Source organism: Pseudonocardia xishanensis (genome assembly GCF_039541715.1).
Taxonomy (GTDB): Bacteria; Actinomycetota; Actinomycetes; order Mycobacteriales; family Pseudonocardiaceae; genus Pseudonocardia; species Pseudonocardia xishanensis.
This window is the reverse complement of the sequence record NZ_BAABGT010000014.1, coordinates 80,113-102,457: the sequence shown is the minus strand read 5'-3', so window position 1 is coordinate 102,457 and position 22,345 is coordinate 80,113. Positions and strand designations below refer to the sequence as shown.

Below are 22,345 nucleotides of genomic sequence, written 5' to 3'. Positions count from 1 at the left end.
GCCCGAGCACGTCAAGCCCGGCGCCACGGTGGTCGGCGGCGGGGTGCGGTACTCGGGCAAGCGCCTGCTGCCGGACGTCGACGAGTCCTGCGAGCAGGTCGCGGGCGCGATCACCCCCCGCGTCGGCGGCGTCGGCCCGACGACGGTGGCGATGCTGTTCCGCAACGTCATCGCGGCGGCGGAGCAGGCCACCACCTGAGCGAGATGAACCTCAGTGCTGTTCGATCATGGTCCGAACAGCACTGAGGTTCATCTCGGCTTGACCTGAAGTGCGGTCGAGGTCGTAGCGTTCCCGGCATGGACGTGAACACCTGGTCGGCGCTGCGCACCGCCTCGCAGGAGGCCGCGGTGAACCGCGCGCCCGTGCCCGTCACGCTGCGGCGGATCGCGGGGTTCGCGCGGCCGCACCGGCGGCGGATCGGGGTGTTCGTGCTCCTCAGCACGGTGGGCGCGGTGCTCACCGTGCTGACCCCGCTGCTCGCGGGGCGGGTGGTGGACGCGATCGACGCCCGTTCCGGGCTGAGCGTCGTGGCGGGCCTGGCCGGGCTGATCGCCGTCGTCGCGGTGGCCGAGGCCGGGCTCGGGTTGGTCACCCGGTTGTTCTCCGCGCGGATCGGCGAGGGCCTGATCCTGCAGCTGCGGACCGCCGTGTTCGACCACGTGCTGCGGATGCCGGTCGCGTTCTTCACCCGGACCCGCACCGGCGCGCTGGTCAGCAGGCTGAACAACGACGTGTTGGGTGCCCAACGGGCCTTCTCGGACACGCTGTCCGGGGTGGTCGGCAACGTCGTGACGCTGGTGTTGACGATCGTGGTGATGCTCGGGATCTCGTGGCAGGTCACGCTGCTCGCGCTGGTCCTGCTGCCGGTGTTCGTGATCCCGGCGCGGCGGATGGGCTCGCGGCTCGCCGCCCTGCAGCGCGAGGGCGCCGCGCACAACGCCGCGATGAGCTCGCAGATGACCGAACGCTTCTCCGCGCCCGGCGCCACCCTGGTGAAGCTGTTCGGGCGACCCGCCGAGGAGTCCGCGGAGTTCGCCGTGCGGGCGTCTCGGGTGCGGGACATCGGGGTGCGGTCGGCCATGGTCCAGTGGGTCTTCGTGACGGCGTTGACGCTGGTCTCGGCGCTGGCCCTCGCCCTGGTCTACGGCGTGGGCGGCGGGCTCGCGCTGTCGGGGGCGCTCGCGCCCGGCGCCGTCGTGTCGCTGGCGATGCTGCTGACCAGGCTCTACGCGCCGCTGACCGCGCTGGCCGGGGCGCGGGTGGAGGTGATGGGCGCGGTCGTGAGCTTCGAGCGGGTGTTCGAGGTGCTGGACCTCCCGCCCATGATCGACGAGCCTGCGGTGCCCCGCTCGCTGCCCACCGGACCGCTGGACGTCCGCTTCGAGGGCGTCGACTTCGCCTACCCCGCCGCGGACAAGGTCTCGCTGGCCTCCCTCGAGGAGGTCGCCACGCTGGACTCCCGCGGCGGCGACACCGTCCTGCACGACGTGTCGTTCACGGTGCCCGCCGGGACGATGACCGCGCTCGTCGGCAGCTCGGGGGCGGGCAAGTCGACCATCGCCCAGCTGCTCGCGCGGCTCTACGACACCGACTCCGGCGCGGTCCGGCTCGGCGGGGTGGACGTGCGCGACCTGCGGACCGCGGATCTGCACGGCGACGTGGGTTTCGTGACCCAGGACGGGCACCTGTTCCACGACACGATCCGGGCGAACCTGGTGCTGGCCGCACCCGCGGCGACCGACTCCGAGATCTGGGACGCCTTGCGTCGGGCTCGGTTGGAGCCGCTGGTCAGGAGCCTGCCGGACGGGCTGGACACGGTCGTCGGCGAGCGCGGGTACCGGCTCTCCGGCGGCGAGCGGCAACGGCTGACGATCGCCCGGCTGCTGCTGGCCAAGCCCCGCGTGGTGGTCCTCGACGAGGCCACCGCCAGCCTCGACTCGACCTCCGAGGCCGCGGTGCAGGCGGCGCTGGCCGAGGCACTGGCGGGCCGGACCGCCCTGGTCATCGCGCACCGGCTCTCCACGATCCGGGACGCCGACCAGATCCTGGTGCTGGAGCAGGGCCGGATCATCGAACAGGGCACCCACCAGGAGCTCCTGGCGCGGGAGGCGCGGTACGCGGACCTGCACCACACCCAGTTCGCGGCGTGAGGTGGTGCACGGTGAGCGGCGCTTCGGCACCACTCACCGCGCATGGGCCGCGAAGCCGCTCAACATCGCGCTCAGGCCGGTCTCGAAGATCTCGTCCTGGTCGAAGTCGATCTCCGCGCCCAGGAAGACCCGCGCCGAGTGCGGGAAGGCGCCGCTGTCCATGATCGACCGGGTCGCGGACTCGCGGGCGAGCAGCCACTCGTCGAGGGTCAGACCGGTCTCCGCCTCCTCCCGGCGCTCGGCTTCGAGGCTGCCCGCGGAGCCGTGGACGTAGACGAACAGCGACAGGTGCAGGCGGAAGATCGTCGCGTCGTCCACGCCGAGCTCACCGAGGGCCCGGATGTTCCACTCCGAGTACGGCATCTGGTTCGGACCGGCGTACGGCCTGGTCAGCGACGTCATGCGGGCCAGCCAGGGATGACGGCGGTACATCGCCCAGAGCCTGCGGCTGGACAGCTCCAGCTGGGCGCGCCAGCCCGGGGGCGAGACGGCGGGCAGCGGGAACCCGCCGAAGGCCGCGTCCCGCATGAGCAGCAGGAGCTCCTCCTTGCCGGGAACGTGCCGGTAGAGCGACATCGCCCCCGTGCCGAGATCGGAGGCGACCCGGCGCATGGACAGCGCGTCCAGCCCCTCCGCGTCGGCGATCCGCATGGCGGCTCGCACGATCCGGGTGCGGCCGAGCTCGGGCTCGGGTTCGCGCACCCCGCCCGCGACGACCGTCCCGACCCCCGGGAGCACCCGCACCAGCCCCTCCTGCCGCAGCGCCGCGAGCACCTTGCTCGCCGTCGCCATCGCGATCCCGAACTCCGCGACGATCTGCCGCGTGGACGGGACGCGCTCCCCCGGCGTGAGCTCGCCCGCCTCGATCCGGGCCCGGATCACCTCGACGACGTCCCGGTACGCCATGCACCCTCCCCGCACTAGTGCACCGGCGGCGCACCTCGGACGCGCACTAGAGCGCGTTACTACGGTCGATCGTATCCCCTGGTGAACCCCTTGCGAACACCTGCGTACGCCGTACTTTAAGTGCATCATCAAGGAGGACGCATGACGCGCACCGCACTCGTCTCCGGCGCAGGCATCGCCGGACCCACCCTCGCCTACTGGCTGGTCAGGCAGGGGTTCACCGTGACCGTGGTCGAGTCGGCGCCCGGCCCGCGACCCGGCGGACAGACCGTCGACCTGCGCGGGGCGGGCCGAACGATCATCGAGCGGATGGGGCTGATGCCCGCGGTCCGCGCGGCCTGCATGGAGCAGGAGGGCCTCGCCTACGTCGACGCCGAGGGCCACCACCTCGCCGAGATGCGCGTGGCGGACCTCGGCGGGGACGGGATCGTCAGCGAGCTCGAGATCCTCCGCGGCGACCTCGCGCGGATCCTGCTCGACGCCACGACCGACTGCGAGTACCTGTTCGGCACCCGGGTCACCGCGCTCGACGACGGCACCGCCACCCTCTCCGACGGCACCGTCCGGGAGTTCGACGTGATCGTCGGTGCGGACGGCCCGCACTCGGGCATCCGCAGGCTCGCCTTCGGCCCGGAGGAGCGGTTCGTCCGGCCCATCGGCGGGTACACGGCCTGGTTCACCGCGCCGGATCCGGTCGGGCTCGAGGGCTGGTACCGGATGTACAACGAACCGGGCCGCGTCGCGTCGGCCCGCCCCGACTCCGTGCCGGGCCGGGCGAAGGCGGGGCTGTCGTTCCTGTCCGAGCCGCTGGAGTACGACCGCCGGGACGTCGCGGCGCAGAAGGCGCTCGTCGCGGAGCGGATGGCGGGGATGGGCTGGCGGACACCGCAGCTCGTCGAGGGCATGCACGCCGCGGACGACTTCTACCTCGACCTCGTCGCCCAGGTGCGGATGGACCACTGGACGACGGGGCGGGTCGCGCTCGTCGGGGACGCGGGCTACTGCCCGTCCCCGCTCACCGGCCTCGGGACGAGCCTCGCGCTGGTCGGGGCCTACGTCCTCGCGGGCGAGCTCGGGCGGCACGACTCGGTCGCCGAGGCGTTCGCGGCCTACGAGGAACGGATGCGCCCGTACGTCGCGCAGGCCCAGGAGCTGCCGCCCGGCGGGATCCGGGGCTACGCGCCGCCCACCCACCGCGCGATCCGCCGGGGGATCGTGATGATGCGACTGATGGTCAGCCGCCCACTCCGAGGCCTGACGAAGCGGCTGTTCTTCAGCAAGGCGGAGGCGATCGACCTGCCCGACTACTCCTGCACGAACGGCACTTTCGTGCGGTAGGTCTGCACGAACGGCACTTTCGTGCGGTCGGGCGGTCGGTGGGGTCGGTGCGGTCGGTGGGGTCGGTGGGGCTCACCGGAAGTCGTCGGGGGTGACGTCCTCGAGGAACTCGCGGAAGTCCTTGAGCTGCTTCTGCGGGGGCGCGTCCGCACCGTCGGGGAAGAGGTCGTCGGTGGGTTGGCCCACCTCGTCGAGGATCTCGTCGGCCACTCCGATCGCCAGTCCCTCGCGGACGGCGACGGCCAGCGCGTCGCTCGGTCGCACGGAGACCCGGACCTCGGCGGCCTCGGCGTCCCGCAGGACCAGGTCGGCGGAGTAGACGCCGTCGACGAGCGCGGTGATCTCCGCCCCCACCACCCGCGCACCCAACGCACCCACCACCGGGACCAGCACGTCCTGGGCCTGCCCCTGGTCCTCCGCCTGCGCCCGCGGCCCGACCGCGATCACCTCCGCCTGCTGTGGCCGCAGGAACACCGGCAGGCAGCGGTCGCCCTCGACCTCGCCCAGCACCAGCACCGGCTGCCTGCTCTGGGCGTGGACGACGAGCCTGATCATCCGCATCGGCCGCATCCCGCCAGTGTGCTGGGTCACAGCGGGCGCGGGTGTCTCAGATCGAGACCGCTAACGACACCCGGCCCGGACCCGAACACGTCCACATGAGCACCGTGGCGGACGAGGCCCGCGCGATCGCGGACGCCTGGTCGGCGCCCGGGTCGCCGCCGAGCTGGTGGCTGACGGCGGCCCTGTTCACCGCGGTCGCCGAGGACGAGGTGCTGCGGGACATCGGCGCCGGGATCCCGGCGGACCGGCGGCCCGCGCTGCTGCTGTCCGCCGCGATCACCGCCGTCGTGACGACGGGGGCGGACCCGGTCCGCCGGTACTTCCCCGTCCCCGGCGGCCCCCAGCCCCCCGACGACGGCGGCTTCCGTCCGGCCTTGAAGGCGCTGGTCCGCGACCGGCGGGACGCGATCGCGGCGCTCTGCGCCGGGCACCGGTACCAGATGAACGAGGTCACCCGCAGCGTCGACGTGCTGCCCGTGCTGGGCGCCGTCGCCGCGGAGACCGGGCGGCCGCTCGCCCTCGTCGACCTCGGGACCGGGGCGGGCCTGGGGCTGCGGCCGGACCGCTACGCCTACGAGTACACGCTGCCGGACGGCACGGTCCGCGCGGTCGGCTCGGGACCGCTGACCGTGGGCTGCACCGTCCGCGGGGCGGTCCCGCCGTTGCCGGAGCGGCTGTCGGTCACCGCCCGGGTCGGCGTGGACGTCGAGCCCTCGGACCTGGAGGACCCGGTCACCGCGGCCTGGCTCGCCGCCTGCGTCCCGCCCGAGGCCGGCGCGGTCACCCGGTTCGCCGCCGCCGTGGACCTGGCCCGCGCCGAACCCGCGGAGATCGTGCGGGGGGACGTGCTGGAGGTGCTGCCCGCCGTCGTCGGGTCGCTGCCCGCGGACACCGCGGTCTGCCTCGTGGACACCTACGTGCACGTCTTCCTCGGGCCCGAGCGGCTGGCCCGGTTCCGCGAGCTGGTCACCGGGCTCGGCCGTGACCTGGACTGGATCTCCGTCGATCCGCTCGTCCCGCTCGGCCCGGAGGCGACCACGACGGTCCAGGGGCTCGACGTGCCGCCGCAGTGGCTCACCGAGAACCGCGAGGGCGGGGTCTTCGGGGTGATCGGACGGCTGTCCGTGCGCGACGGGGTCGCCTCGGCGCGGCTGCTCGGGCGGGCCCATCCGGGCGGGTCCTGGCTGGAGTGGCTGTAGCGGCGGGGTTCCGGCGGCGGGTGCGCGCGCCTACGGTGCGGGGGTGCGACACGGTGGTCGGGCCCGGGGTGGATCAGCGCTGTGGTTCGTGGTCTTCGCTGTCGCGTACGGCACCAACGTGCCCACCCCGCTGCTGCTGCACTACCGCGTCGACCTGGGCCTGTCGTCCACCGCGCTGACCGCGGCCTTCGGCGTCTACGCCGCGGGGCTGGTGCCCGCGCTGCTGCTGGCGGGGCCGCTGTCGGACCGGATCGGGCGGGCGAAGGTCGTGGCACCGTTCGTGGTGCTCGCGGCGATCACCTCGCTGGCGTTCCTCGCCGTGCCGTCCGCGGTGTGGACGCTGTACGCGGCCCGGTTCCTCCAGGGCGCGGTGTCCGGCGTCGTGTTCAGCGTGGGCACGGCGTGGCTGGCCGAGCTGTGGCCGGACGGGCGTCCGGCGCAGGCCACGGCCGTCGCGCTCGGCGGGGGCTGGGCGCTGGGACCGCTGGTCTCCGGGCTGCTCGGGCAGTGGGCGCCCTGGCCGTCCGTGCTGCCGTACCTCGTGCACGTGGCGCTGCTGGCGCCGGCGTTGGTGCTGGTCTGGCGCGTCCCGGAGACGCTGACGCACCCCCGGCCGGGCCCGCTGGTGAACCTCGGCGTGCCCGCGGGGGCGGGGCGGGCGTTCGGGCTGGTCGTGGTGCCGATCGCGATCGGGGTCTTCGCCTACGCCGCCACCGCCGTGAACGTGCTGCCGCTGGAGCTGGAGCCGGTCATGCCCGGCGTCGGCGTGGCCGTCACCGGGGTGGTCGCGGGGATCACGATGGGGACCGGGGTGGCCGTCCAACCGCTCGTCCGACGGCTGGGGACCACCTGGTCCGGCGCGGTCGCCCTCGCCCTCGGCGCGGCGGGCACGGCCGTCGGGCTGCTGGCGGACACGAGCGGGGTCTGGCAGCTCGTCCTGCCGGTCTCGGTGCTGCTGGGCCTGGCCTACGGGATCTGCCTGGCCACCGGGCTCACGCTGGTCGTCCGGCTGGCCGACCCGACCGCCCGCGGCGCCCTCACCGGCACCTTCTACGCCTGCTCCTACCTGGGCTTCTTCGTCCCGCTGCTGCTCGCGACGGTCGGCGGCGGCCGGTTCGGGCCCGGGCTCGCGGGGCTCGCCGCCGTCTCCGCCGTCGTGGCGGTGTGGCTGGCCACCCCCGCGGCGCGACGGCTGGTCAGCCCGCGAGGACGTCCCGCGCCCGCCGTGCCCGACGCGCCGCGCTCGGCGACTCCCCCACCACCCGCGTGAAGGCCCGGCTGAACGCCGCCTCGGACCGGTAGCCGAGCTCCGCGGCGATCCGCGCGACCGTCTCGCCCGCGCCCAGGCGGTCCGTCGCGACGTGCATCCGCCACCGGGTCACGTACGCCATCGCGGGCTCGCCGACCAGCTCGGTGAACCGCGCGGCGAAGGCCGACCGGGACATCGCGACCTCCGCCGCCAGCGCCGCGACCGACCAGTCCCGGGCCGGGTCGCGGTGCACGAGCGCGAGCGCCCGGCCGATCCGGGGGTCCGCCAGCGCGCCGAGCCAGCCGGTCCGCGGGGCGGTCTCCAGCCAGGACCGGATGGCCTGGATGACCAGGACGTCCGCGAGCCGGGTGATCACCGCCTCGCCGCCGGGCCGCAGCTCCTCGACCTCCAGCGCGATGAGCCGCAGGGTGTCCTGCAGCCGACCGGTCAGCGGCGAGACGGGCACGTGCACCAGCTCCGGCAGCAGCCCGACGAGCGTGCGCGCCGCCGGATGGTCGAACCGGACCGCCCCGCACACCATGGTCGCCTCGGGCCCTCCGCCGCCGTGGCGCAGCACCGCGTACCGGTCGTCCATGTCGTGCGGGATCGCCATGATCGACGGCGTGGACGCGGCCGGGTCGCTGCGCAGCACGTGCCCCTCCCCGCGCGGGACCAGCACCAGGTCGCCCACGCCCAGCTCCAGGACCTCGTCGCCGACCTCCAGCAGGCACCGCCCGGAGGTCACGACGTGGAACCACAGACAGCCCGGCATCGCGGGCAGCGTGAATCCCCACGGGACCGTCAGCTCGGAGCGGCAGTAGAAGGTGCCGCTCATCCGGAGGACGTGCAGGGCCTCGCCGACGGCGTCGGACCGGGTCCACGGCGGGTGCGTCATGCCGGTCAGCGTCCACCGCAGACGCCCCGAGGTCCAGTCGGTCTGGACGAATGAGCATGCAATGCGGACCCGAGGCCATTCTCCGTCCCGGATCCGGCCGCCAGGCTGGACCCATCGACGAGAGAGGGAGTTCGACATGATCACGAACACCGGCGGACGGCTGGTGGCGGCGGGGACGGCGGTCCGCGCCGTCTCGCTGCACCGCCATGGGCAGCGGCTCGCCGAGCTGGACGCGGAGGTGCTGTTCCTGCGGCCCGGGCTGTTCCTCGAGTCGTTCCTGCACAGCCTCGACGCCATCCGCGCGGGGATGCACGTGGACACGATCGACCCGGCCGTGCGGCTGCCGATGGTCGCCACACGGGACATCGGCGACATCGCGGCCGAGGCCCTGCACGCCCGTCGGGAGACCGGGGTGCGGGAGGTCGTCGGCCCGGAGGACCTCACGGTGCCCGAGGCCGTCGCGCACCTCGGCGCGGGGTACACGCGGATCCCGGACGAGGCGCTGCGCGGCGGGCTGCTGGAGGCGGGGATGCCCCCGGACGTCGCGGACCTGCACCTGGAGATGAACGCGGCCGTCGACTCGGGGCTGGTCCGGGCCCACCGGACCGGCTCGCGGTCGACGACCTCGGTGGCCGAGCGGGCCGCCACTGTGGGGCTCGCCGGGGTCGCCGGCGGCGGGGCGGGGGGTGGCCCGGCAGGCGCCGAGCAGGCCGCGGGGCGGTCGCGGTGAACGCACTGGTCACCGGTACCGCGATCGGCGCGGGCCTGCTCGGGGGGATCTTCCTGGCCTTCACCGTCGCGGTGATGCCCGGCCTGCACCGCAGGCCCGCCGCGGAGGCGGCCGAGGCGATGCGGGCGATCAACCGGGCCATCGTGAACCCGGTGTTCGGCACCCTGTTCGTGGGGACCGGGCTCGCGGCGGTGGCGCTCACGGTCTGGGCGCTGCTCGCCGGGTCCCGACCGGTCGCGGCGGGTGCCGCGCTCACGCTCGTCGGGGCGCACCTGGTCACCGTCGGTGTGAACATCCCGCTGAACACCCGGCTGGACCGGGGCGGGGAGTGGGAGCGGTTCGAGGGGCCGTGGAACCGGGCACACACCGTGCGGACACTGCTCACCGTGGCGGGGGCCGTACTGCTCGTGGTGTGACCGGACGGGGGGTGGTCCCGAGGGCGGGGACCGGGGAGAGTGGACAGCCGGTCCGCTTCCCCCGGGCCTCGCCCATCCGTTCAGCACGACCCTCGGGGGAACCGGTGCACCCGTACGAGCGCCGCCGCTACGCCGCCCTGCGCGCCGACCAGGAGACCATCGGCCGCGCCGCGGCCTGGCTCCGGCACGACACGATCCAGGCGGGCTACGCAGGCCTGACCCACCCGGAGTACGCCTTCGGCCTCGCCTCCCTGCTCGACGAGGTCGCGTTACGTCTCGCGGACGACGAGCGTCTCCGCGACCACGCCGTCCGCGTGTGCCGCACCATGCTCGGCGACCGCATGGACATGCCGGGAACGCGCCGCACCCGCCGCCGCTGACCGCCGAGATGAACCTCGGTGTCGCCGGGACCATGATCGAACAGCACTGAGGTTCATCTCGGCGGGTGGGTGGTGGCGACGTCGAGGACCACCAGGGCGGAGCGGGCCTCCACGACGGCCCGGGAGGACCGCAGGTCCAGGCCCGTCAGGGCCTCGATCCGGCGGAGCCGCTGGCTCACGGTGTTGGGGTGCACGGTCAGGGCCTCGGCGGTGGCCCGGCGGTCCAGATCGTGGTCGAGGTGGGTGCGCAGGGTCTCGACGAGCGCGGCCCCGTGCTCGCGGTCGTAGGACAGCAGCGGGCCCAGGGCCCGGTCGGCGTAGGCCCGCAGCGGGGCCGGGTCGTCGAGCCGCAGGAGCAGGCCCACGACACCGAGGTCGTCGAGCTCGACGATCCGGCGGCCGGGCCCGGCGAGGGCCAGCGCGCCGCGGGCGGTGCGGTAGGCCTCGACCAGCGCGTCCCCGGCGGCGGAGACCGCGACCACGGCGTCGACCACCCCGCGGGCGCGCAGCAGGGCGCGGCGCAGCACCTCGGCGGCGGCGCCGTCGCTCTCCGGCCACAGCGCCACGACGACCTCGCGGTGGGCCGCCACCAGCGGTCGCGGCCGCACCCCCGCGACCTCGCGGGCCGCCTCCGCGACAGCCCGCTGCACCACCGCGGGCGAGTCCGGGGTGACCCGGGCGACCAGCGCGCGGTGCGACCTGCCCAGGTCGTGGCCCAGCAGCGCCGCCCGGTCCCGGACCGCCGCGGAGCCGGGGTCGGCGCCCGCGAGCAGGTCCGACAGCAGCTCGCCCCGTAGGTTCTGCTCGACCTCCTGGGCGGTCCGCTGCCGCAGCAGCTCCAGCGACAGCACGATCGAGGCGTGCTCCAGGGCCCGCCGGTCCAGGGCGGCGAGAGTGCCCGCCCGGCCCGGCACGACGACCCGGGCGGCGACCTCGCCGGAGAGCACCACGTCCGCGACGACGTCCTCCCCGACCTCCCGGACGAGCGCGGCCCCGGACCGCCGGTGCACGTCGGGATCGGACGCGGGGCCGTCGGCCGGTGCACCCGCTCGCGGCCCCGCACCCACCCACGCGTGCGCTCCCGCAGGCGGTCGACCGCCTGCGGGAGCGGAGGCGAGCTCGTCCCCCCGGGCGTCGAGGACCTGGACCGGGGAGCCGAGCAGGTCGTGCAGCGCGGTCACGATCCCCGCGATCCCGCCCGCCCGCACCGCGACCCGGAGCAGCCGCTCGTGGATCTCCTCCGAGCGCGTGACCAGGTCGTGCTGGTGGCGGAGGTCCTCCAGCACCCGGGCGGAGGTGATCGCGATGGCGGCGTGCTCCGCCAGCAGGGCGAGCCTGCCGGTCTCCTCGGGGCCGAACTCGTGGACCGCCGACCGGTAGCTGTTCAGCGTCCCGATCACGCCCGACGCCGTGACCAGCGGGACCGACAGCATCGAGCGGTACAGCTCGCGTGCGACCCCTCCCCAGACGAAGTCCGGGTCGAGCGAGATGTCCGCGATCGCGAACGGCTCCCCCGAGCGGTAGGCGCGGCTCGACGGCGCCCCGACGGTCGCGTCCGCCTCGAGCGGGACGGGGCGGTCGGAGTTGACCCGCGCCACGTACTCCTCCGGGAGCCCGTCCCAACCCACGATCACGAGGGTGCGCTCGTCGGCATCCGGCACGAGGACCCCGCAGAAGTCCAGGCCGAGCAGCTCGCGGGCGGTCGCGGCGACCAGGTCCAGGACCTCACGCAGCCCCCGCCCCGCGTTGACGGCCGCGGTGAGCGCCCCGATCGCGGACAACCAGTCCCGCAGTTCCATCGGCGGAGTGTCCGCCGAGACACCTCCGGAGCACAAGGTGTGTCGCCACAGCCATGGTTCGGCGCCCCGGCGATCAGCAGACTCGGGTCCACTCGCTCGCACCACGAAAGGGCAAGGATGTCGACGACGACCCTCTCCCCCGAACCGGCCCGGACCGCCGCGGCGGGCCGCCCGGTCCTGGACCCGGCCACCGGCGCCGTCCTCGAGACGGTGCCGGACAGCAGCATCGCCGAGGTCGACGCCGCGATCGCCCGCGCGCTCACGGCCTTCACCGCCGGGCCGTGGCCCGCGCTCACCCGGACGCAGCGCGGCAGGCTCCTGCTCCGCGTCGCGGACGTGATCGAGGCCCGGTCGGAGGAGCTGTACCGGCTGGAGACCCGCAACAACGGTCGCCCGGTCACCGAGACCCGCGCCCAGCTCTCCCGGGTCCCGGAGTGGTTCCGCTACAACGCCGGGCTGCTCGCCGCGCAGCGGGACTCCGTGCTCCCCTCCGACGGCCCGTACCTCACCTACCAGCGCCGGGCCCCGCTCGGCGTCTGCGGGATCATCACCCCGTTCAACCACCCGCTGCTGATCCTGGCCCGCAGCCTCTCCGCCGCCCTGGCCACCGGGAACACCGTGGTGGTCAAGCCGAGCGAGACCACCCCGCTGTCCACCCTCGCGCTGGTCGACCTGCTCGCCGAGGCGGGCGTCCCGGACGGCGTGGTCACCGTCGTGACCGGCGGCCGCGAGGTGGGCGAGCGCCTGACCGGCCACCCGGACATCGCCAAGATCACCCTGACCGGCGGGACCGAGGCCGGCCGGGCCGCCGCCGTCGCCACCGCACGACGGTTCGCCCGGGTGACCGCGGAGCTGGGCGGCAAGACCCCGATCGCCGTCTTCGACGACATCGACCCCGTCGTGGCAGCCGAAGGTGCGGCCTTCGCGGCCTTCGTCGCGGCCGGACAGTCCTGTGTGGCCGGTTCCCGGTTCCTGGTCCAGGAGGGGATCTACGCGGAGTTCGTCGCGGCGCTGGCCCGCCGCGCGGACGCGATCCGGATCGGCGACCCCTCCGACCCCGCCACGCAGCTGGGGCCGCTGGTCAGCGCCGCGCAGCGGGACAAGGTCCGCGCGCTCGTCGAGGCAGGCCGGGTCGAGGGCGCACGGATCGCCGCGGGTGGCGGTGTGCCGGACCTGCCCGCGCCCCTGAACCAGGGCTTCTTCCTGCAGCCCACCGTGATCGCGGACGCGACCATGGACATGCGGGTGGCGCGCGAGGAGATCTTCGGACCCGTTGCCGTCGTCGTCCCCTTCCGCGACGAGGCGGACGCGATCGCCAAGGCCAACGACAACCGCTTCGGCCTGGGCGCGGGCGTCTGGACCCGCGACCTCGCCCGCGGCCACCGCGTCGCCGACGCCGTGCGGGCCGGGATGGTCTGGGTCAACGACCACCACCGCCTCGAGCCCTCACTGCCCTGGGGCGGGATCAAGGAGTCCGGCACCGGGCGGGACGCCGGGACCGAGTCCTTCGACGACTTCACGTGGATCAAGACCGTCGTCGTGCGCACCGCCGCCGACGACGTCGACTGGTACGGCGCCGACGCGCCGGGCCGCCTCAATTGACGGCAAGGGAGCCGATCCGATGTCCGATTCCCCCGGGTGGCGCACGGTCATCACCCGCACCCAATGGCTCGTGCTGGCAGGCACCACGATGGGCTGGGCCCTCGACGGGTTCGCAGGCAGCCTCTACTCCCTGATCCTGGGCCCCGCGATGACGGAGCTGCTGCCGCACAGCGGCATCGCCGTCTCCGGCGGCACCATCGGGCTCTACGGCGGGATCACCGTCGCGCTGTTCCTGTTCGGCTGGGGCACCGGCGGGATCCTGTTCGGGATCCTCGCCGACTACTTCGGCCGGGTGAAGGTGCTCTCCGCGGGCATCGTCACCTACGCGGTGTTCACCGCGCTGGCGGCGTTCGCGGACACCTGGTGGCAGCTCGGCGTGCTGCGGTTCATCGCCGGGCTCGGGTCCGGTGTGGAGGCCCCGGTCGGGGCCGCACTCGTCGCCGAGGTGTGGCGCAACAAGTACCGGGCCCGGGCCTGCGGCGTGATGATGTCCGGCTACGCGCTGGGCTTCTTCCTCGCCGCGCTGGCCTACGCGATCCTCGGCAACCACGGCTGGCGGCTGATGATGGGCATCGCGGTGCTGCCCGCGCTGCTCGTCTACTTCATCCGCCGCCACGTGCCCGAGCCGCCGGAGGTCGCGCACGGCATCCGCGCCCGTCGGGAGCGGAGGGCCGCCGGGACCCGCACCGCCGAGGACCGGTTCGTGCTGGCCCGCCTGCTCAGCCCGCCGCTGCTGCGCCGCACCCTGGTCGGCACCGCGCTGGCCACCGGCTCGCTGGTCGCCTTCTGGTCGGTGTCCACCTGGTACCCGCAGGTCATCCGGCAGGCCGCCGCGGCGGCCGAGCTGGACCCGTCGGTCGCCAACGGCCGCGTCGCGCTCGCCTCGATGCTCTTCAACGCGGGCGGCATCCTCGGCTACGCGACCTGGGGCTTCCTGGCCGACGCCATCGGCCGTCGCAAGGCCTTCGCCACCAGCTTCGCGATCTCCGCGGTCAGCGTGGCGCTGCTGTTCCCCGTCCACCCCGGCTGGGGCGCGTTCCTGCTGGTCCTACCGGTCGCCGGGTTCGGCCTCTACGGCGCCCTGTCCGGGATCCTGGTCTACGGCCCGGAGCTGTTCCCGCCGTCGGTGCGGGCCACCGGCATGGCGCTCTACAACGGCATCGGCCGCTACCTCACCGCCGCCGGTCCGCTGGTCGCAGGCGTGATCGCCGCGTCCTGGTTCAGCGGCGACCTCGGGCTCGCGACGACGTGCGTCGTCGCCGTCGGGATGCTCGGCGCGCTCGGCCTGTTCTTCGCCCCCGAGACCAAGGGGCAGCCCCTCCCGTCCGACGCCGTCCCCGCCCGCGAGGAGATCCACTGATGTCTCCCTACGAAGGCGCCCGCGCCGCCGTGCTCGGCGGCTCCATCGGGGGCCTCACCACCGCCCTGCTGCTGCGCGACCTCGGCTTCACCGTCGACGTCTACGAGCGCACGCCCACCCCGCTCGACGGCCGCGGCGGCGGCATCGTCCTGCAGCCGGACACCGTCCGCTGGTTCACCGAGCGCAGCACGCAGCACCCCGAGGCCCTGTCCACCGCCACCGAGTACGTCCAGTACCTCGACCACGACAACGGGATCCTGCACCGCGACGTCCGACGCTGGACCTACACCTCGTGGGGCACCTTCTACCGCGGGCTGCTCGCGGACTTCGGCACCGAGCACTACCACCTCGGCGAGTTCGCCTGCGGCGTCTCGCAGACCGAGGCGGGCGCGACGGTCCGCTTCGTCAGCGGGCTCCGGGTCGAGGCCGACCTGGTCGTGTTCGCCGACGGGATCACCTCGATCGGCCGGTCCCTGCTGGACCCGGCGGCCACGCTCGAGTACTCCGGGTACGTCGGCTGGCGCGGCACCGTGCCCGAGCAGGAGCTGACCGCGGACACCCGCGCGCTGCTGGGCAACGCCATCTCCTACAGCGTGATCCCGAACTCGCACATCACCGTCTACCCGATCCCGGGCGAGAGCGGTCCGCAGGACCGGCTGATGAACTACGTCTGGTACCGCAACGTGCCGCGCGGCTCCGAGCTGGCCGAGATGCTGATCGACAAGCGCGGGTTCACCGGCACCGTCTCGCTGCACCCGGGGCAGGTGCAGGACCGCTACGTCGAGGAGATGCGGTCGGCCGCGGCCGCTCTCGCCCCCGCCGCCGCCGAGGTCGTCGGCCGGACCGCCCAGCCGTACATCCAGGTGGTCTCGGACGTCCGGTCCTCGAGGATGGCCGACGGCCGGGTCGCCCTGATCGGCGACGCCGCCGCGGCCGCCCGCCCGCACGCCGCGGCGGGCACGGCCAAGGCCGCGGCCGACGCCTGGGCCCTCGCCGACGCGCTGGAGGCCGCCGACGGCGACGTCGCCGCCGCCCTCCGCAAGTGGGAGCCCGCCCAGCTGGAGCTCTCCGCCCGGCTGCTGGAGCGCGTGCAGGACATCGGCGCGCGCTCGCAGTTCCACAACACCTGGACCCCGGGCGATCCCAGCCTGCGGTTCGGCCTCTACGGACCCGGAAAGTAGGCCCGCCATGACGTACCTCGCCGATCTCCCCCTCGCCGGCACGCTGGTCGGCACCGACTTCGAGGGCTGGTCCCCGGAGCTGCGCGCCGAGTTCGAGTCCCACGCCTTCGACGCCGAGGTGGGCTCCCGGCTGCTGAGCGCGAACGAGCGCGTGCGGGTCTGGGAGATCCGGCTCGCCCCCGGCGAGCGCTGGCACGCCCACCGGCACGTCCTCGACTACTTCTGGACCGCGGTGAACGCGGGTCGCAGCCGCCAGCACACCAGCGACGGCACCACCCGCGAGGTCTCCTACCGCGCGGGTGAGACCCGGCACTTCACCTTCGCCGAGGGCCAGTACCTGCTGCACGACATCGAGAACGTCGGCGAGACGGACCTCGTCTTCGCCACCGTGGAGCACCTCGACAGCGCCAACGCCCCCTTGGACCTCCCATGATCGACGTCCACGCCCACTGGCTGCCCGCGGACCTGTTCGCCCTGCCGCCGGGCGCCCCGTACGGGCCGCTGCAGGACCGCGGCGGGGAGCTGCACCTCGGCGAGGTCCCGCTGTCCATCGCCCCCGCGGCGATGAGCGACGTGTCCGCGATCCGCGCCGACATGGCCGCCGCCGGGATCGAGGTGCGCGTGCTGTCCGCGCCGCCCTTCGCCTTCCCGGTCGGCGGGCCCGCGCCGGAGTACGTGGCCGCGTTCAACGCGGCCCTCGCCGACGTCGTCGCCGGGTCGGACGGCGCCTTCCGCGGGCTCGGTCTGGTCGACCTCGACTCGACCGACTCCGCCTCCGCCACGCTCGCGGCCCTCGCCGACGCTGCGGGGATCGCCGGGGTCGCGGTCCCGCCCGTGCTCGGGGGCACGTCCTTCGACCGCGGCGTGCTGCGACACGTGCTCGGTGAGGCGGCCCGACTGGGGCTGTCGGTGCTGGTCCACCCGATGCAGCTGCCGCGGCCGGAGTGGGACCACCACTACCTGCCGAACCTCGTCGGCAACCCGGTCGAGACGGCCACCGCGGTCGCCGCGCTGCTGCTCGGCGGGGTCAAGGACGAGCTGCCGGACCTGCGGCTCTGCGTCGTCCACGGTGGCGGCTGCACCCCCGGGCTGCTCGGCCGCTGGGACCACGGCTGGCGGACCCGGCCCGATGTCCGGCAGGACTCGACCCGCCCGCCGGGCGACGTCGTCCGGGAGCTGTGGTTCGACACCGTCACCCACGACCCGGACCTGCTCGCGCTGTTGACCACGCGGGTCGGCAAGGGGGCGGTGGTCTGCGGCAGCGACTACCCGTTCGACATGGCGCAGGCCGATCCGCTCGGCTTCGCGACGTCCACCGGTCTCGACGCCGCCGCGCTCGCGGCGAACGCCCGCGCCTTCCTGGGGGAGCCGTGATCTTCACGCCACTGGAGCTCGGCGGGGTCACGCTGCCGAACCGGATCGTGCTGTCCCCGATGTGCCAGTACAGCGCCGGGGCCGACGGGGTGCCCACGGACTGGCACCTCGTGCACCTCGGCGCCCGGGCCATCGGCGGCTTCGGGCTCGTCCTGACCGAGTCCACCGCCGTCTCGCCGGAGGGCCGGATCAGCCCGCGGGACGTCGGGCTCTGGTCGGCGGCGCAGGTCGCGGGCTGGCGGCGGGTCACCGACTTCGTACACGCCCAGGGCACGCCGATCGGCGTGCAGCTCGGGCATGCGGGCCGCAAGGCGTCGACCTACGCGCCGGGCGACGGGCGGGGCTCCATCCCCGTGTCCGACGGCGGCTGGCCCGCGCTGGGGCCGTCGCCGCTGGCCTACCGGGGCTACGCCGAGCCGGTGAGCGCGGATCCCGCGCAGGTCGTGGCCGAGTTCGGGGCGGCGGCCGTGCGGGCCGTGGAGGCGGGGTTCGACGTCGTCGAGGTCCATGCCGGCCACGGCTACCTGCTGCACCAGTTCCTCTCCCCGCGCGCCAACGAGCGCACCGACTCCTACGGCGGCTCCTTCGACAACCGGATCCGGCTGCTGGTCGAGGTCGTGGACGCGGTGCGGGCGGCCGGGCTCCCGGTGCTGGTGCGGGTGTCCGCCACGGACTGGGTCGAGGGCGGCTGGACGGTCGAGGAGACCGTGGCACTGGCGCCGGTGCTGCGGGACCACGGCGTGGCCCTGGTCGACGTGACCACCGGCGGCCTCGACCCGGACCAGGTCATCCCCGTCGGCCCGGGCTACCAGGTGCCGTTCGCCGCGCAGGTGCGGGCGAAGGGGGACGTCGCGGTGGGCGCCGTCGGCCTGATCACCGATCCCGAGCAGGCGGAGACGATCCTCGCCGAGGGCGCCGCGGACGTCGTGTTCCTGGCCCGGGAGGCCCTGCGGGACCCGAACTGGCCCCTGCACGCCGCCCGGGCCCTGGCCTCCGACACACCCGGGTATCCCGCCCAGTACGCCCGGGCCGCCCCGCGCTGACGCGCGGGTTGCCCACAGGGTTGTCCACAGCTGTGGATCGAACTAGTGTTCGAGATCGGCCGGGCCCTCCTGGACCTGCAGGCCCAGCTGGCTGGCGACCGCCGCCATGATGTCCTGCACCGCCACCGTGTCGGCCAGCGGCATCACCGTGCTCTCCACGCGGCCGGCCCGCACACCCGCGGTGACCTCGGCGATCTCGTGGGAGTAGCCCACGCCGAGGGGCCACAGGGAGAGCTCCTCTGGATCGTGGCCGTTGCGGTGCACCCGCAGCGAGACGGGGTGGTGGAAGCGGGGCGGGACCTCGATCCAGCCGCCCGTCCCGACCACCCGCGCCATGCCCGGGGACTGGCAGAGCAGCGAGGCGAACAGCGTCGCGCTGCGGCCCTCGGGGTAGGTGAGCAGCACGGACTCCTCGACGTCCACCCCGGTCTCGGCCAGCACGCCGTGCGCGTGCACGGCCTCCGGCGTACCGAGCACCATCTGCGCGAACGAGATCGGGTAGACGGTGAGGTCGAACAGCGCGCCGCCGCCGAGGGCCGGGTTGAAGAAGCGGTCCGCCGGGTCCGCGTTCTGCTGGGCGCCCAGGTCCGCCTGCACGGCGCGGACCTCGCCGATCGCCCCCTCCGCGATCAGCTGCCGGAGCTTCACGACGGCGGGCTGGAAGCGCGTCCACATCGCCTCCATCACGAACACCCCGTGCTCGGCGGCCGCGGCGGCGATCTCCCGGGTGGCCTCCGGGGTGACCGTGAACGCCTTCTCCACCAGCAGGTGCTTGCCCGCGCGGATCGCCGCCAGCGCCATGGCGCGGTGCTGGGGGTGGGGGGTGGCGAGGTAGAGGACGTCCACGTCCGGGTCCTCGAGGATCGTGCGGTAGTCGTGCACCGCCGAGAGGCCGAACTCGTCCGCGAAGGCCTGGGCCCGCTCCTTCGACCGCGATGCGACCGCCGTCAGCGCGGCCTCTGGGACGTGCGGGAAGTCCGCCGCCACCTTCCGGGCGATGCGCCCCGGCCCGACCACACCCCACCGCACGACTCGGTCGGTCACTTCACACCCTCCATGAGCCGCTTGAGCAGCGGCGTCGACAGCATCACGAGCAGGCCGACCACGATCGCGACCGCCCCGAGGATCCCGAAGTACGCGCCCTCGGACTCCTCGCTGTAGAAGCCTGCCAGGGTCCCGGACAGCGCGCTGCCCAGCGCCACGGAGAGGAAGAACAGCCCGACCATCTGCGCCCGGAAGGCGGCGGGCGCGAGCTTGGTGGAGATCGACAGCCCCACCGGCGAGATCATCAGCTCGGCGACGGTGAAGACGAACAGGATCCCGACGAGCCCGAGCAGCGGCGCGCTGTTCGGCCCGCCGCCCGCCATCGGCAGGAACAGCAGGAACGCCACACCCATGATCGCCGTCCCCAGCCCGAACTTGATCGGGGTCGCGGGCTGGCGGCTGCCCAGCTTGGTCCACAGCGCCGCGAACACGCCGGACAGGATGATGATGAACACCGGGTTGATCGACTGCACCCAGCCGACGGGCATCTCCCAGCCGAACAGGTTCCGGTCCAGCCGCTGGTCGGAGTAGAGCGTCACGACGGTGAACTGCTGCTGGTAGAGCGACCAGAAGGCGGCGCTGGCGATCCACAGCGGGATGAACGCCAGCACCCGCCGCCGCTCCACCGCGGTGACCTTCCCACTCGTCAGCAGGAGGGCGAAGTAGCCGACGGCGGCCACGATCGTCACCAGGATGACGGCGAGGTCGAGCCGGTCCGCACTCAGCACGCCGGTCAGCGCGAGCACCAGGATCAAGACGAGCGCCACGCCCGCGAGCACGATCATCCGCGTGCGCTCGGACCGGGCCAGCGGCGACGGGACCTCGTGCGCGGCCTCGGGGAGGTGCTTGCGCCGGATCGCGTACTGGACCAGCCCGACCGCCATCCCGACGGCCGCCAGCCCGAACCCGACGTGGAATCCCGCGACGTCCGCCAACCACCCCGTCAGCAACGGCCCGACCAGGGCACCCAGGTTGATGCCGAGGTAGAACAGCGAGAACCCGGCGTCTCGCCGCTCGTCCTCCGGCGCGTAGAGGGTGCCGACGAGCGCGGTCGCGTTCCCCTTGACCCCGCCGCTGCCGAGCGCGATCAGCACCAGCCCGACACCCACGCCGAGCATGCCCGGCAGCACCGACAGCGCGATGTGCCCGAGCATGACCACGACAGCGGCGTAGAACAGCGTCCGCTCGGCGCCGAGGACGCGGTCGGCGAGCCAGGTGCCCACGATCGTCGAGAGGTAGACGAGCCCGCCGTACGCCCCGACGATCCCCGTGGCGGTGGCCTCGGAGATCCCCAGCCCGCCCCCGGCCGTCGAGTAGTACAGGTAGATCAGCAGGATGCCCTGCATGCCGTAGAAGGAGAACCGCTCCCACAGCTCCACACCGAACAGGGCCGACAGCAGCGAGGGCTGCCCGAAGAAGCTCCGGTCGGTCGACGTCGTGACCGGGCGCGTGTCGCTCATGGACTCACCCTGTCAGCGCAGGTCGACGCCGTCATGACCCCGAACCGATGAGATTTCCCGAAGGTCGGTGGCGTCGGTCGCCCAGCCGGCTACGCCTCGCTCTGCATACTGGCGCGATCTCCGATCGCCTCGCCCAGGGTCACGTCGAAGCGCTGGGCGATCGCCTGCAGCGTCGCCTCGTCCGCGTCCGAGCGTCGCGCCTCGGCGAACTCGGCGATCAGCTCCAGCAGCTCGCGCGCGGTGGCCATCTCCCGTCCTTCCCGTGTGTCCGGTAGCGGTTCGAGCACTGCGGTGTCACGACGGACTCGCCGCAGTGGTCGGGTCGGTGGTCGGGTCGGTGGTCGGGTCGGTGGTCGGGTCGTCGGTGGTGTCGGCAGGCACTTCGGCGGCGTGCCCCCGCGGGATCAGGGCGACGAGGATCGCACCGAGCAGCGCGGGGGCGGCGAAGGCGTAGAACAGCACCGGGGTCGGGAGCTGCGCCGAGAGCAGGATCCCACCGTAGACCGGCCCGAGGATGCCGCCGAGCCTCCCGACCGCGAGCGCGGTGCCGATGGCGGTGGCGCGGATGCGGGTCGGGTACCGGCCCGCGATGAAGACGTTGATCAGGATCTGGGTCCCGACCGTGCCGACACCGGCGAGGACGACGGCGACGTAGAGCACACCGAGCGGCAGCGGGGAGCTCAGCACCGCGATGCCGATCACCGCGAGCAGGAACGACGCCGCCGTCGCGGGCTTGGAGCCGATGCGGTCGGCGAGGCGCCCGACCGCCACCGGCCCGAGCGCGGTGCCCACGTTGAGCACGATCAGGAAGGTCAGCGCGGAGCCGAGCTCGTACCCGGCGGAGCGCATGAGCTGCGGGAGCCAGGTGTAGAGGCCGAACAGCACCAGCAGCGACGCGAAGGTGGTCAGGCAGAACAGGATCGTCATCAGGGCGCGGTCGCGGGCGAACAGCACGGCGAACCGCCCGCGGCCGCCGGCCTGCTCCTCGACCGCGGAGCCGGCGGGCTCGATGAGGGCGGGATCGAGCCCGAGCCGGTGGATCCACCGTTCGGCGGCCTGGTCCTGGCCGCTCGCTCGCAGGTAGACGAGGGACTCCGGAAGGAAGCGGACCGCCAGGGGCAGCACGACGAGGGCGGCCAGGCCCCCGATGAGGTACTCGGCGCGGAAGCCGAGCGCCGGGACGACGGTGGCCGCGACGACGGCGGCGAGCGCCCCGCCGAGCCCGACTCCGACGAAGGCGAGCGCGGTGTTGAGGTTGCGGCGCTGCCGCGGCGAGTACTCGAAGACCAGCGCGGCGATCGAGGGCAGCACGCCCCCGACGCCGATCCCCACCAGGACCCGCCCGGCGGCGAACACCGGTACCCCGGGGGCGATCCCGCACAGCACCATCGCCAGGGAGAAGACCGTGACGCTGACGAGGACGAGCCGTCGGCGCCCGAGGAGGTCGGTGAGCAGGCCGACCAGCACGGCGCCGACCAGCATCCCGATCGGGGTCAGGCTGCCGAGCACCCCGGCCTGGGGCACCGTCAGGTTCCAGTCCTGGTCGGCGAGCATGGCAGGCAGGGCGGCGCCGTAGGCGATCACGTCGTATCCCTCGAGCGTCATGCACGCGAGGCAGAGCAACAGGACGCTGGTCGGGGTCCGCGACGCCGAAGAG

Annotated in this window: 21 protein-coding genes and 1 pseudogene; 14 read left to right on the top strand and 8 right to left on the bottom strand. The window is 74.0% G+C overall.

Features of this window, described 5'->3' with window-relative positions; genetic code table 11:
- Together ABD993_RS05010 and ABD993_RS05005 are read left to right on the top strand one after the other, a co-directional pair.
- Positions 1–199 (top strand): annotated as a pseudogene (locus ABD993_RS05010) (bifunctional 5,10-methylenetetrahydrofolate dehydrogenase/5,10-methenyltetrahydrofolate cyclohydrolase); the annotation flags it as partial.
- A 98-nt stretch (positions 200–297) separates the two neighbouring features.
- Entirely contained in the window at positions 298–2,151 is a 1,854-nt protein-coding gene (locus ABD993_RS05005; RefSeq protein ID WP_345413172.1) for an ABC transporter ATP-binding protein, read from the top strand.
- A 33-nt stretch (positions 2,152–2,184) separates the two neighbouring features.
- Here ABD993_RS05005 and ABD993_RS05000 read toward each other — a convergent pair whose 3' ends face one another.
- The gene (locus ABD993_RS05000) at positions 2,185–3,057 is read right to left on the bottom strand and encodes a TetR/AcrR family transcriptional regulator (RefSeq protein WP_345413170.1); all 873 of its coding nucleotides are present in this window, start codon (positions 3,055–3,057) and stop codon (positions 2,185–2,187) included.
- A 141-nt stretch (positions 3,058–3,198) separates the two neighbouring features.
- Here ABD993_RS05000 and ABD993_RS04995 point away from each other — a divergent pair, with 141 nt between their 5' ends.
- Complete coding sequence (locus ABD993_RS04995) at positions 3,199–4,395, top strand: FAD-dependent monooxygenase (RefSeq protein WP_345413169.1); 1,197 nt, start codon at positions 3,199–3,201, stop codon at positions 4,393–4,395.
- Positions 4,396–4,467: 72 nt separating this feature from the next.
- Here ABD993_RS04995 and ABD993_RS04990 read toward each other — a convergent pair whose 3' ends face one another.
- Positions 4,468–4,965, bottom strand: coding sequence for a bifunctional nuclease family protein (locus ABD993_RS04990; protein ID WP_345413167.1), 498 nt, complete (start codon positions 4,963–4,965; stop codon positions 4,468–4,470).
- A gap of 86 nt (positions 4,966–5,051) precedes the next feature.
- Between ABD993_RS04990 and ABD993_RS04985 the strand changes: the two genes are divergently transcribed.
- Together ABD993_RS04985 and ABD993_RS04980 are read left to right on the top strand one after the other, a co-directional pair.
- Entirely contained in the window at positions 5,052–6,155 is a 1,104-nt protein-coding gene (locus ABD993_RS04985) for a DUF2332 domain-containing protein (protein ID WP_345413164.1), read from the top strand.
- 43 nt (positions 6,156–6,198) lie between these two features.
- Positions 6,199–7,425 carry an MFS transporter gene (locus ABD993_RS04980; protein WP_345413163.1) on the top strand — a complete coding sequence of 409 codons (1,227 nt, stop codon included), beginning with the start codon at positions 6,199–6,201 and terminating at the stop codon, positions 7,423–7,425.
- Here ABD993_RS04980 and ABD993_RS04975 read toward each other — a convergent pair.
- Positions 7,352–8,299 carry an AraC family transcriptional regulator gene (locus tag ABD993_RS04975; protein WP_345413161.1) on the bottom strand — a complete coding sequence of 316 codons (948 nt, stop codon included), beginning with the start codon at positions 8,297–8,299 and terminating at the stop codon, positions 7,352–7,354. The two genes, ABD993_RS04980 and ABD993_RS04975, sit on opposite strands and share 74 nt — an antisense overlap.
- Positions 8,300–8,435: 136 nt before the next feature.
- Here ABD993_RS04975 and ABD993_RS04970 point away from each other — a divergent pair, with 136 nt between their 5' ends.
- The 3 genes from ABD993_RS04970 (at position 8,436) to ABD993_RS04960 (ending at position 9,825) form a co-directional block, all read left to right on the top strand.
- Positions 8,436–9,029, top strand: coding sequence for a Rossmann-fold NAD(P)-binding domain-containing protein (locus tag ABD993_RS04970; RefSeq protein ID WP_345413159.1), 594 nt, complete (start codon positions 8,436–8,438; stop codon positions 9,027–9,029).
- Positions 9,026–9,445, top strand: a complete 420-nt coding sequence (locus ABD993_RS04965; protein ID WP_345413157.1) for an anthrone oxygenase family protein — start codon at positions 9,026–9,028, stop codon at positions 9,443–9,445. The genes ABD993_RS04970 and ABD993_RS04965 overlap by 4 nt, the downstream gene beginning before the upstream one ends.
- Positions 9,446–9,549: 104 nt before the next feature.
- On the top strand, positions 9,550–9,825 hold the full coding sequence (locus tag ABD993_RS04960) for a hypothetical protein (RefSeq protein ID WP_345413155.1): 276 nt from the start codon (positions 9,550–9,552) through the stop codon (positions 9,823–9,825).
- Between the two features lie 53 nt (positions 9,826–9,878).
- Here ABD993_RS04960 and ABD993_RS04955 read toward each other — a convergent pair whose 3' ends face one another.
- Positions 9,879–11,624 carry a helix-turn-helix domain-containing protein gene (locus tag ABD993_RS04955; RefSeq protein ID WP_345413153.1) on the bottom strand — a complete coding sequence of 582 codons (1,746 nt, stop codon included), beginning with the start codon at positions 11,622–11,624 and terminating at the stop codon, positions 9,879–9,881.
- Between the two features lie 117 nt (positions 11,625–11,741).
- Between ABD993_RS04955 and ABD993_RS04950 the strand changes: the two genes are divergently transcribed.
- Genes ABD993_RS04950 through ABD993_RS04925 form a run of 6 tightly spaced genes read left to right on the top strand, consistent with a single transcriptional unit; the run spans position 11,742 to position 18,184 of the window.
- A complete protein-coding gene (locus ABD993_RS04950; RefSeq protein WP_345413151.1) occupies positions 11,742–13,226 on the top strand; it encodes an aldehyde dehydrogenase in 1,485 nt (494 codons plus the stop codon).
- A gap of 19 nt (positions 13,227–13,245) precedes the next feature.
- Complete coding sequence (locus ABD993_RS04945) at positions 13,246–14,586, top strand: MFS transporter (protein ID WP_345413150.1); 1,341 nt, start codon at positions 13,246–13,248, stop codon at positions 14,584–14,586.
- Positions 14,586–15,767 carry an FAD binding domain-containing protein gene (locus ABD993_RS04940; protein WP_345413147.1) on the top strand — a complete coding sequence of 394 codons (1,182 nt, stop codon included), beginning with the start codon at positions 14,586–14,588 and terminating at the stop codon, positions 15,765–15,767. The genes ABD993_RS04945 and ABD993_RS04940 overlap by 1 nt, the downstream gene beginning before the upstream one ends.
- A gap of 7 nt (positions 15,768–15,774) precedes the next feature.
- Positions 15,775–16,200 carry a cupin domain-containing protein gene (locus ABD993_RS04935; RefSeq protein WP_345413146.1) on the top strand — a complete coding sequence of 142 codons (426 nt, stop codon included), beginning with the start codon at positions 15,775–15,777 and terminating at the stop codon, positions 16,198–16,200.
- Positions 16,197–17,141, top strand: a complete 945-nt coding sequence (locus ABD993_RS04930) for an amidohydrolase family protein (RefSeq protein WP_345413144.1) — start codon at positions 16,197–16,199, stop codon at positions 17,139–17,141. The genes ABD993_RS04935 and ABD993_RS04930 overlap by 4 nt, the downstream gene beginning before the upstream one ends.
- On the top strand, positions 17,138–18,184 hold the full coding sequence (locus ABD993_RS04925) for an NADH:flavin oxidoreductase/NADH oxidase (RefSeq protein WP_345413142.1): 1,047 nt from the start codon (positions 17,138–17,140) through the stop codon (positions 18,182–18,184). The genes ABD993_RS04930 and ABD993_RS04925 overlap by 4 nt, the downstream gene beginning before the upstream one ends.
- A gap of 42 nt (positions 18,185–18,226) precedes the next feature.
- On the opposite strand, the gene ABD993_RS04920 is transcribed toward ABD993_RS04925, so the two are convergent.
- The 4 genes from ABD993_RS04920 to ABD993_RS04905 all read right to left on the bottom strand — a co-directional run bounded on the left by ABD993_RS04920 (position 18,227) and on the right by ABD993_RS04905 (position 22,293).
- Positions 18,227–19,228: a Gfo/Idh/MocA family protein gene (locus ABD993_RS04920; RefSeq protein ID WP_345413139.1), complete on the bottom strand. Its 1,002-nt coding sequence runs from the start codon at positions 19,226–19,228 to the stop codon at positions 18,227–18,229.
- Complete coding sequence (locus tag ABD993_RS04915) at positions 19,225–20,688, bottom strand: peptide MFS transporter (protein WP_345413137.1); 1,464 nt, start codon at positions 20,686–20,688, stop codon at positions 19,225–19,227. The genes ABD993_RS04920 and ABD993_RS04915 overlap by 4 nt, the downstream gene beginning before the upstream one ends.
- 89 nt (positions 20,689–20,777) lie before the next feature.
- Positions 20,778–20,936 carry a hypothetical protein gene (locus tag ABD993_RS04910; protein WP_345413135.1) on the bottom strand — a complete coding sequence of 53 codons (159 nt, stop codon included), beginning with the start codon at positions 20,934–20,936 and terminating at the stop codon, positions 20,778–20,780.
- 46 nt (positions 20,937–20,982) lie between these two features.
- Positions 20,983–22,293, bottom strand: a complete 1,311-nt coding sequence (locus ABD993_RS04905; RefSeq protein ID WP_345413134.1) for an MFS transporter — start codon at positions 22,291–22,293, stop codon at positions 20,983–20,985.
- Positions 22,294–22,345: the final 52 nt, after the last annotated feature.

Excerpts from the sequence above, each read along its gene's own strand:
- ABD993_RS04995 (WP_345413169.1), top strand. The coding sequence starts at position 3,199 with ATGACGCGCACCGCACTCGTCTCCGGCGCAGGCATCGCCGGACCCACC.
- ABD993_RS04975 (WP_345413161.1), bottom strand. The coding sequence starts at position 8,299 with ATGACGCACCCGCCGTGGACCCGGTCCGACGCCGTCGGCGAGGCCCTG.
- ABD993_RS04945 (WP_345413150.1), top strand. The coding sequence starts at position 13,246 with ATGTCCGATTCCCCCGGGTGGCGCACGGTCATCACCCGCACCCAATGG.
- ABD993_RS04950 (WP_345413151.1), top strand. The coding sequence starts at position 11,742 with ATGTCGACGACGACCCTCTCCCCCGAACCGGCCCGGACCGCCGCGGCG.
- ABD993_RS04935 (WP_345413146.1), top strand. The coding sequence starts at position 15,775 with ATGACGTACCTCGCCGATCTCCCCCTCGCCGGCACGCTGGTCGGCACC.
- ABD993_RS04910 (WP_345413135.1), bottom strand. The coding sequence starts at position 20,936 with ATGGCCACCGCGCGCGAGCTGCTGGAGCTGATCGCCGAGTTCGCCGAG.
- ABD993_RS04990 (WP_345413167.1), bottom strand. The coding sequence starts at position 4,965 with ATGCGGCCGATGCGGATGATCAGGCTCGTCGTCCACGCCCAGAGCAGG.
- ABD993_RS05000 (WP_345413170.1), bottom strand. The coding sequence starts at position 3,057 with ATGGCGTACCGGGACGTCGTCGAGGTGATCCGGGCCCGGATCGAGGCG.
- ABD993_RS04955 (WP_345413153.1), bottom strand. The coding sequence starts at position 11,624 with ATGGAACTGCGGGACTGGTTGTCCGCGATCGGGGCGCTCACCGCGGCC.
- ABD993_RS04940 (WP_345413147.1), top strand. The coding sequence starts at position 14,586 with ATGTCTCCCTACGAAGGCGCCCGCGCCGCCGTGCTCGGCGGCTCCATC.
- ABD993_RS05005 (WP_345413172.1), top strand. The coding sequence starts at position 298 with ATGGACGTGAACACCTGGTCGGCGCTGCGCACCGCCTCGCAGGAGGCC.
- ABD993_RS04905 (WP_345413134.1), bottom strand. The coding sequence starts at position 22,293 with ATGACGCTCGAGGGATACGACGTGATCGCCTACGGCGCCGCCCTGCCT.
- ABD993_RS04930 (WP_345413144.1), top strand. The coding sequence starts at position 16,197 with ATGATCGACGTCCACGCCCACTGGCTGCCCGCGGACCTGTTCGCCCTG.
- ABD993_RS04970 (WP_345413159.1), top strand. The coding sequence starts at position 8,436 with ATGATCACGAACACCGGCGGACGGCTGGTGGCGGCGGGGACGGCGGTC.
- ABD993_RS04915 (WP_345413137.1), bottom strand. The coding sequence starts at position 20,688 with ATGAGCGACACGCGCCCGGTCACGACGTCGACCGACCGGAGCTTCTTC.
- ABD993_RS04985 (WP_345413164.1), top strand. The coding sequence starts at position 5,052 with ATGAGCACCGTGGCGGACGAGGCCCGCGCGATCGCGGACGCCTGGTCG.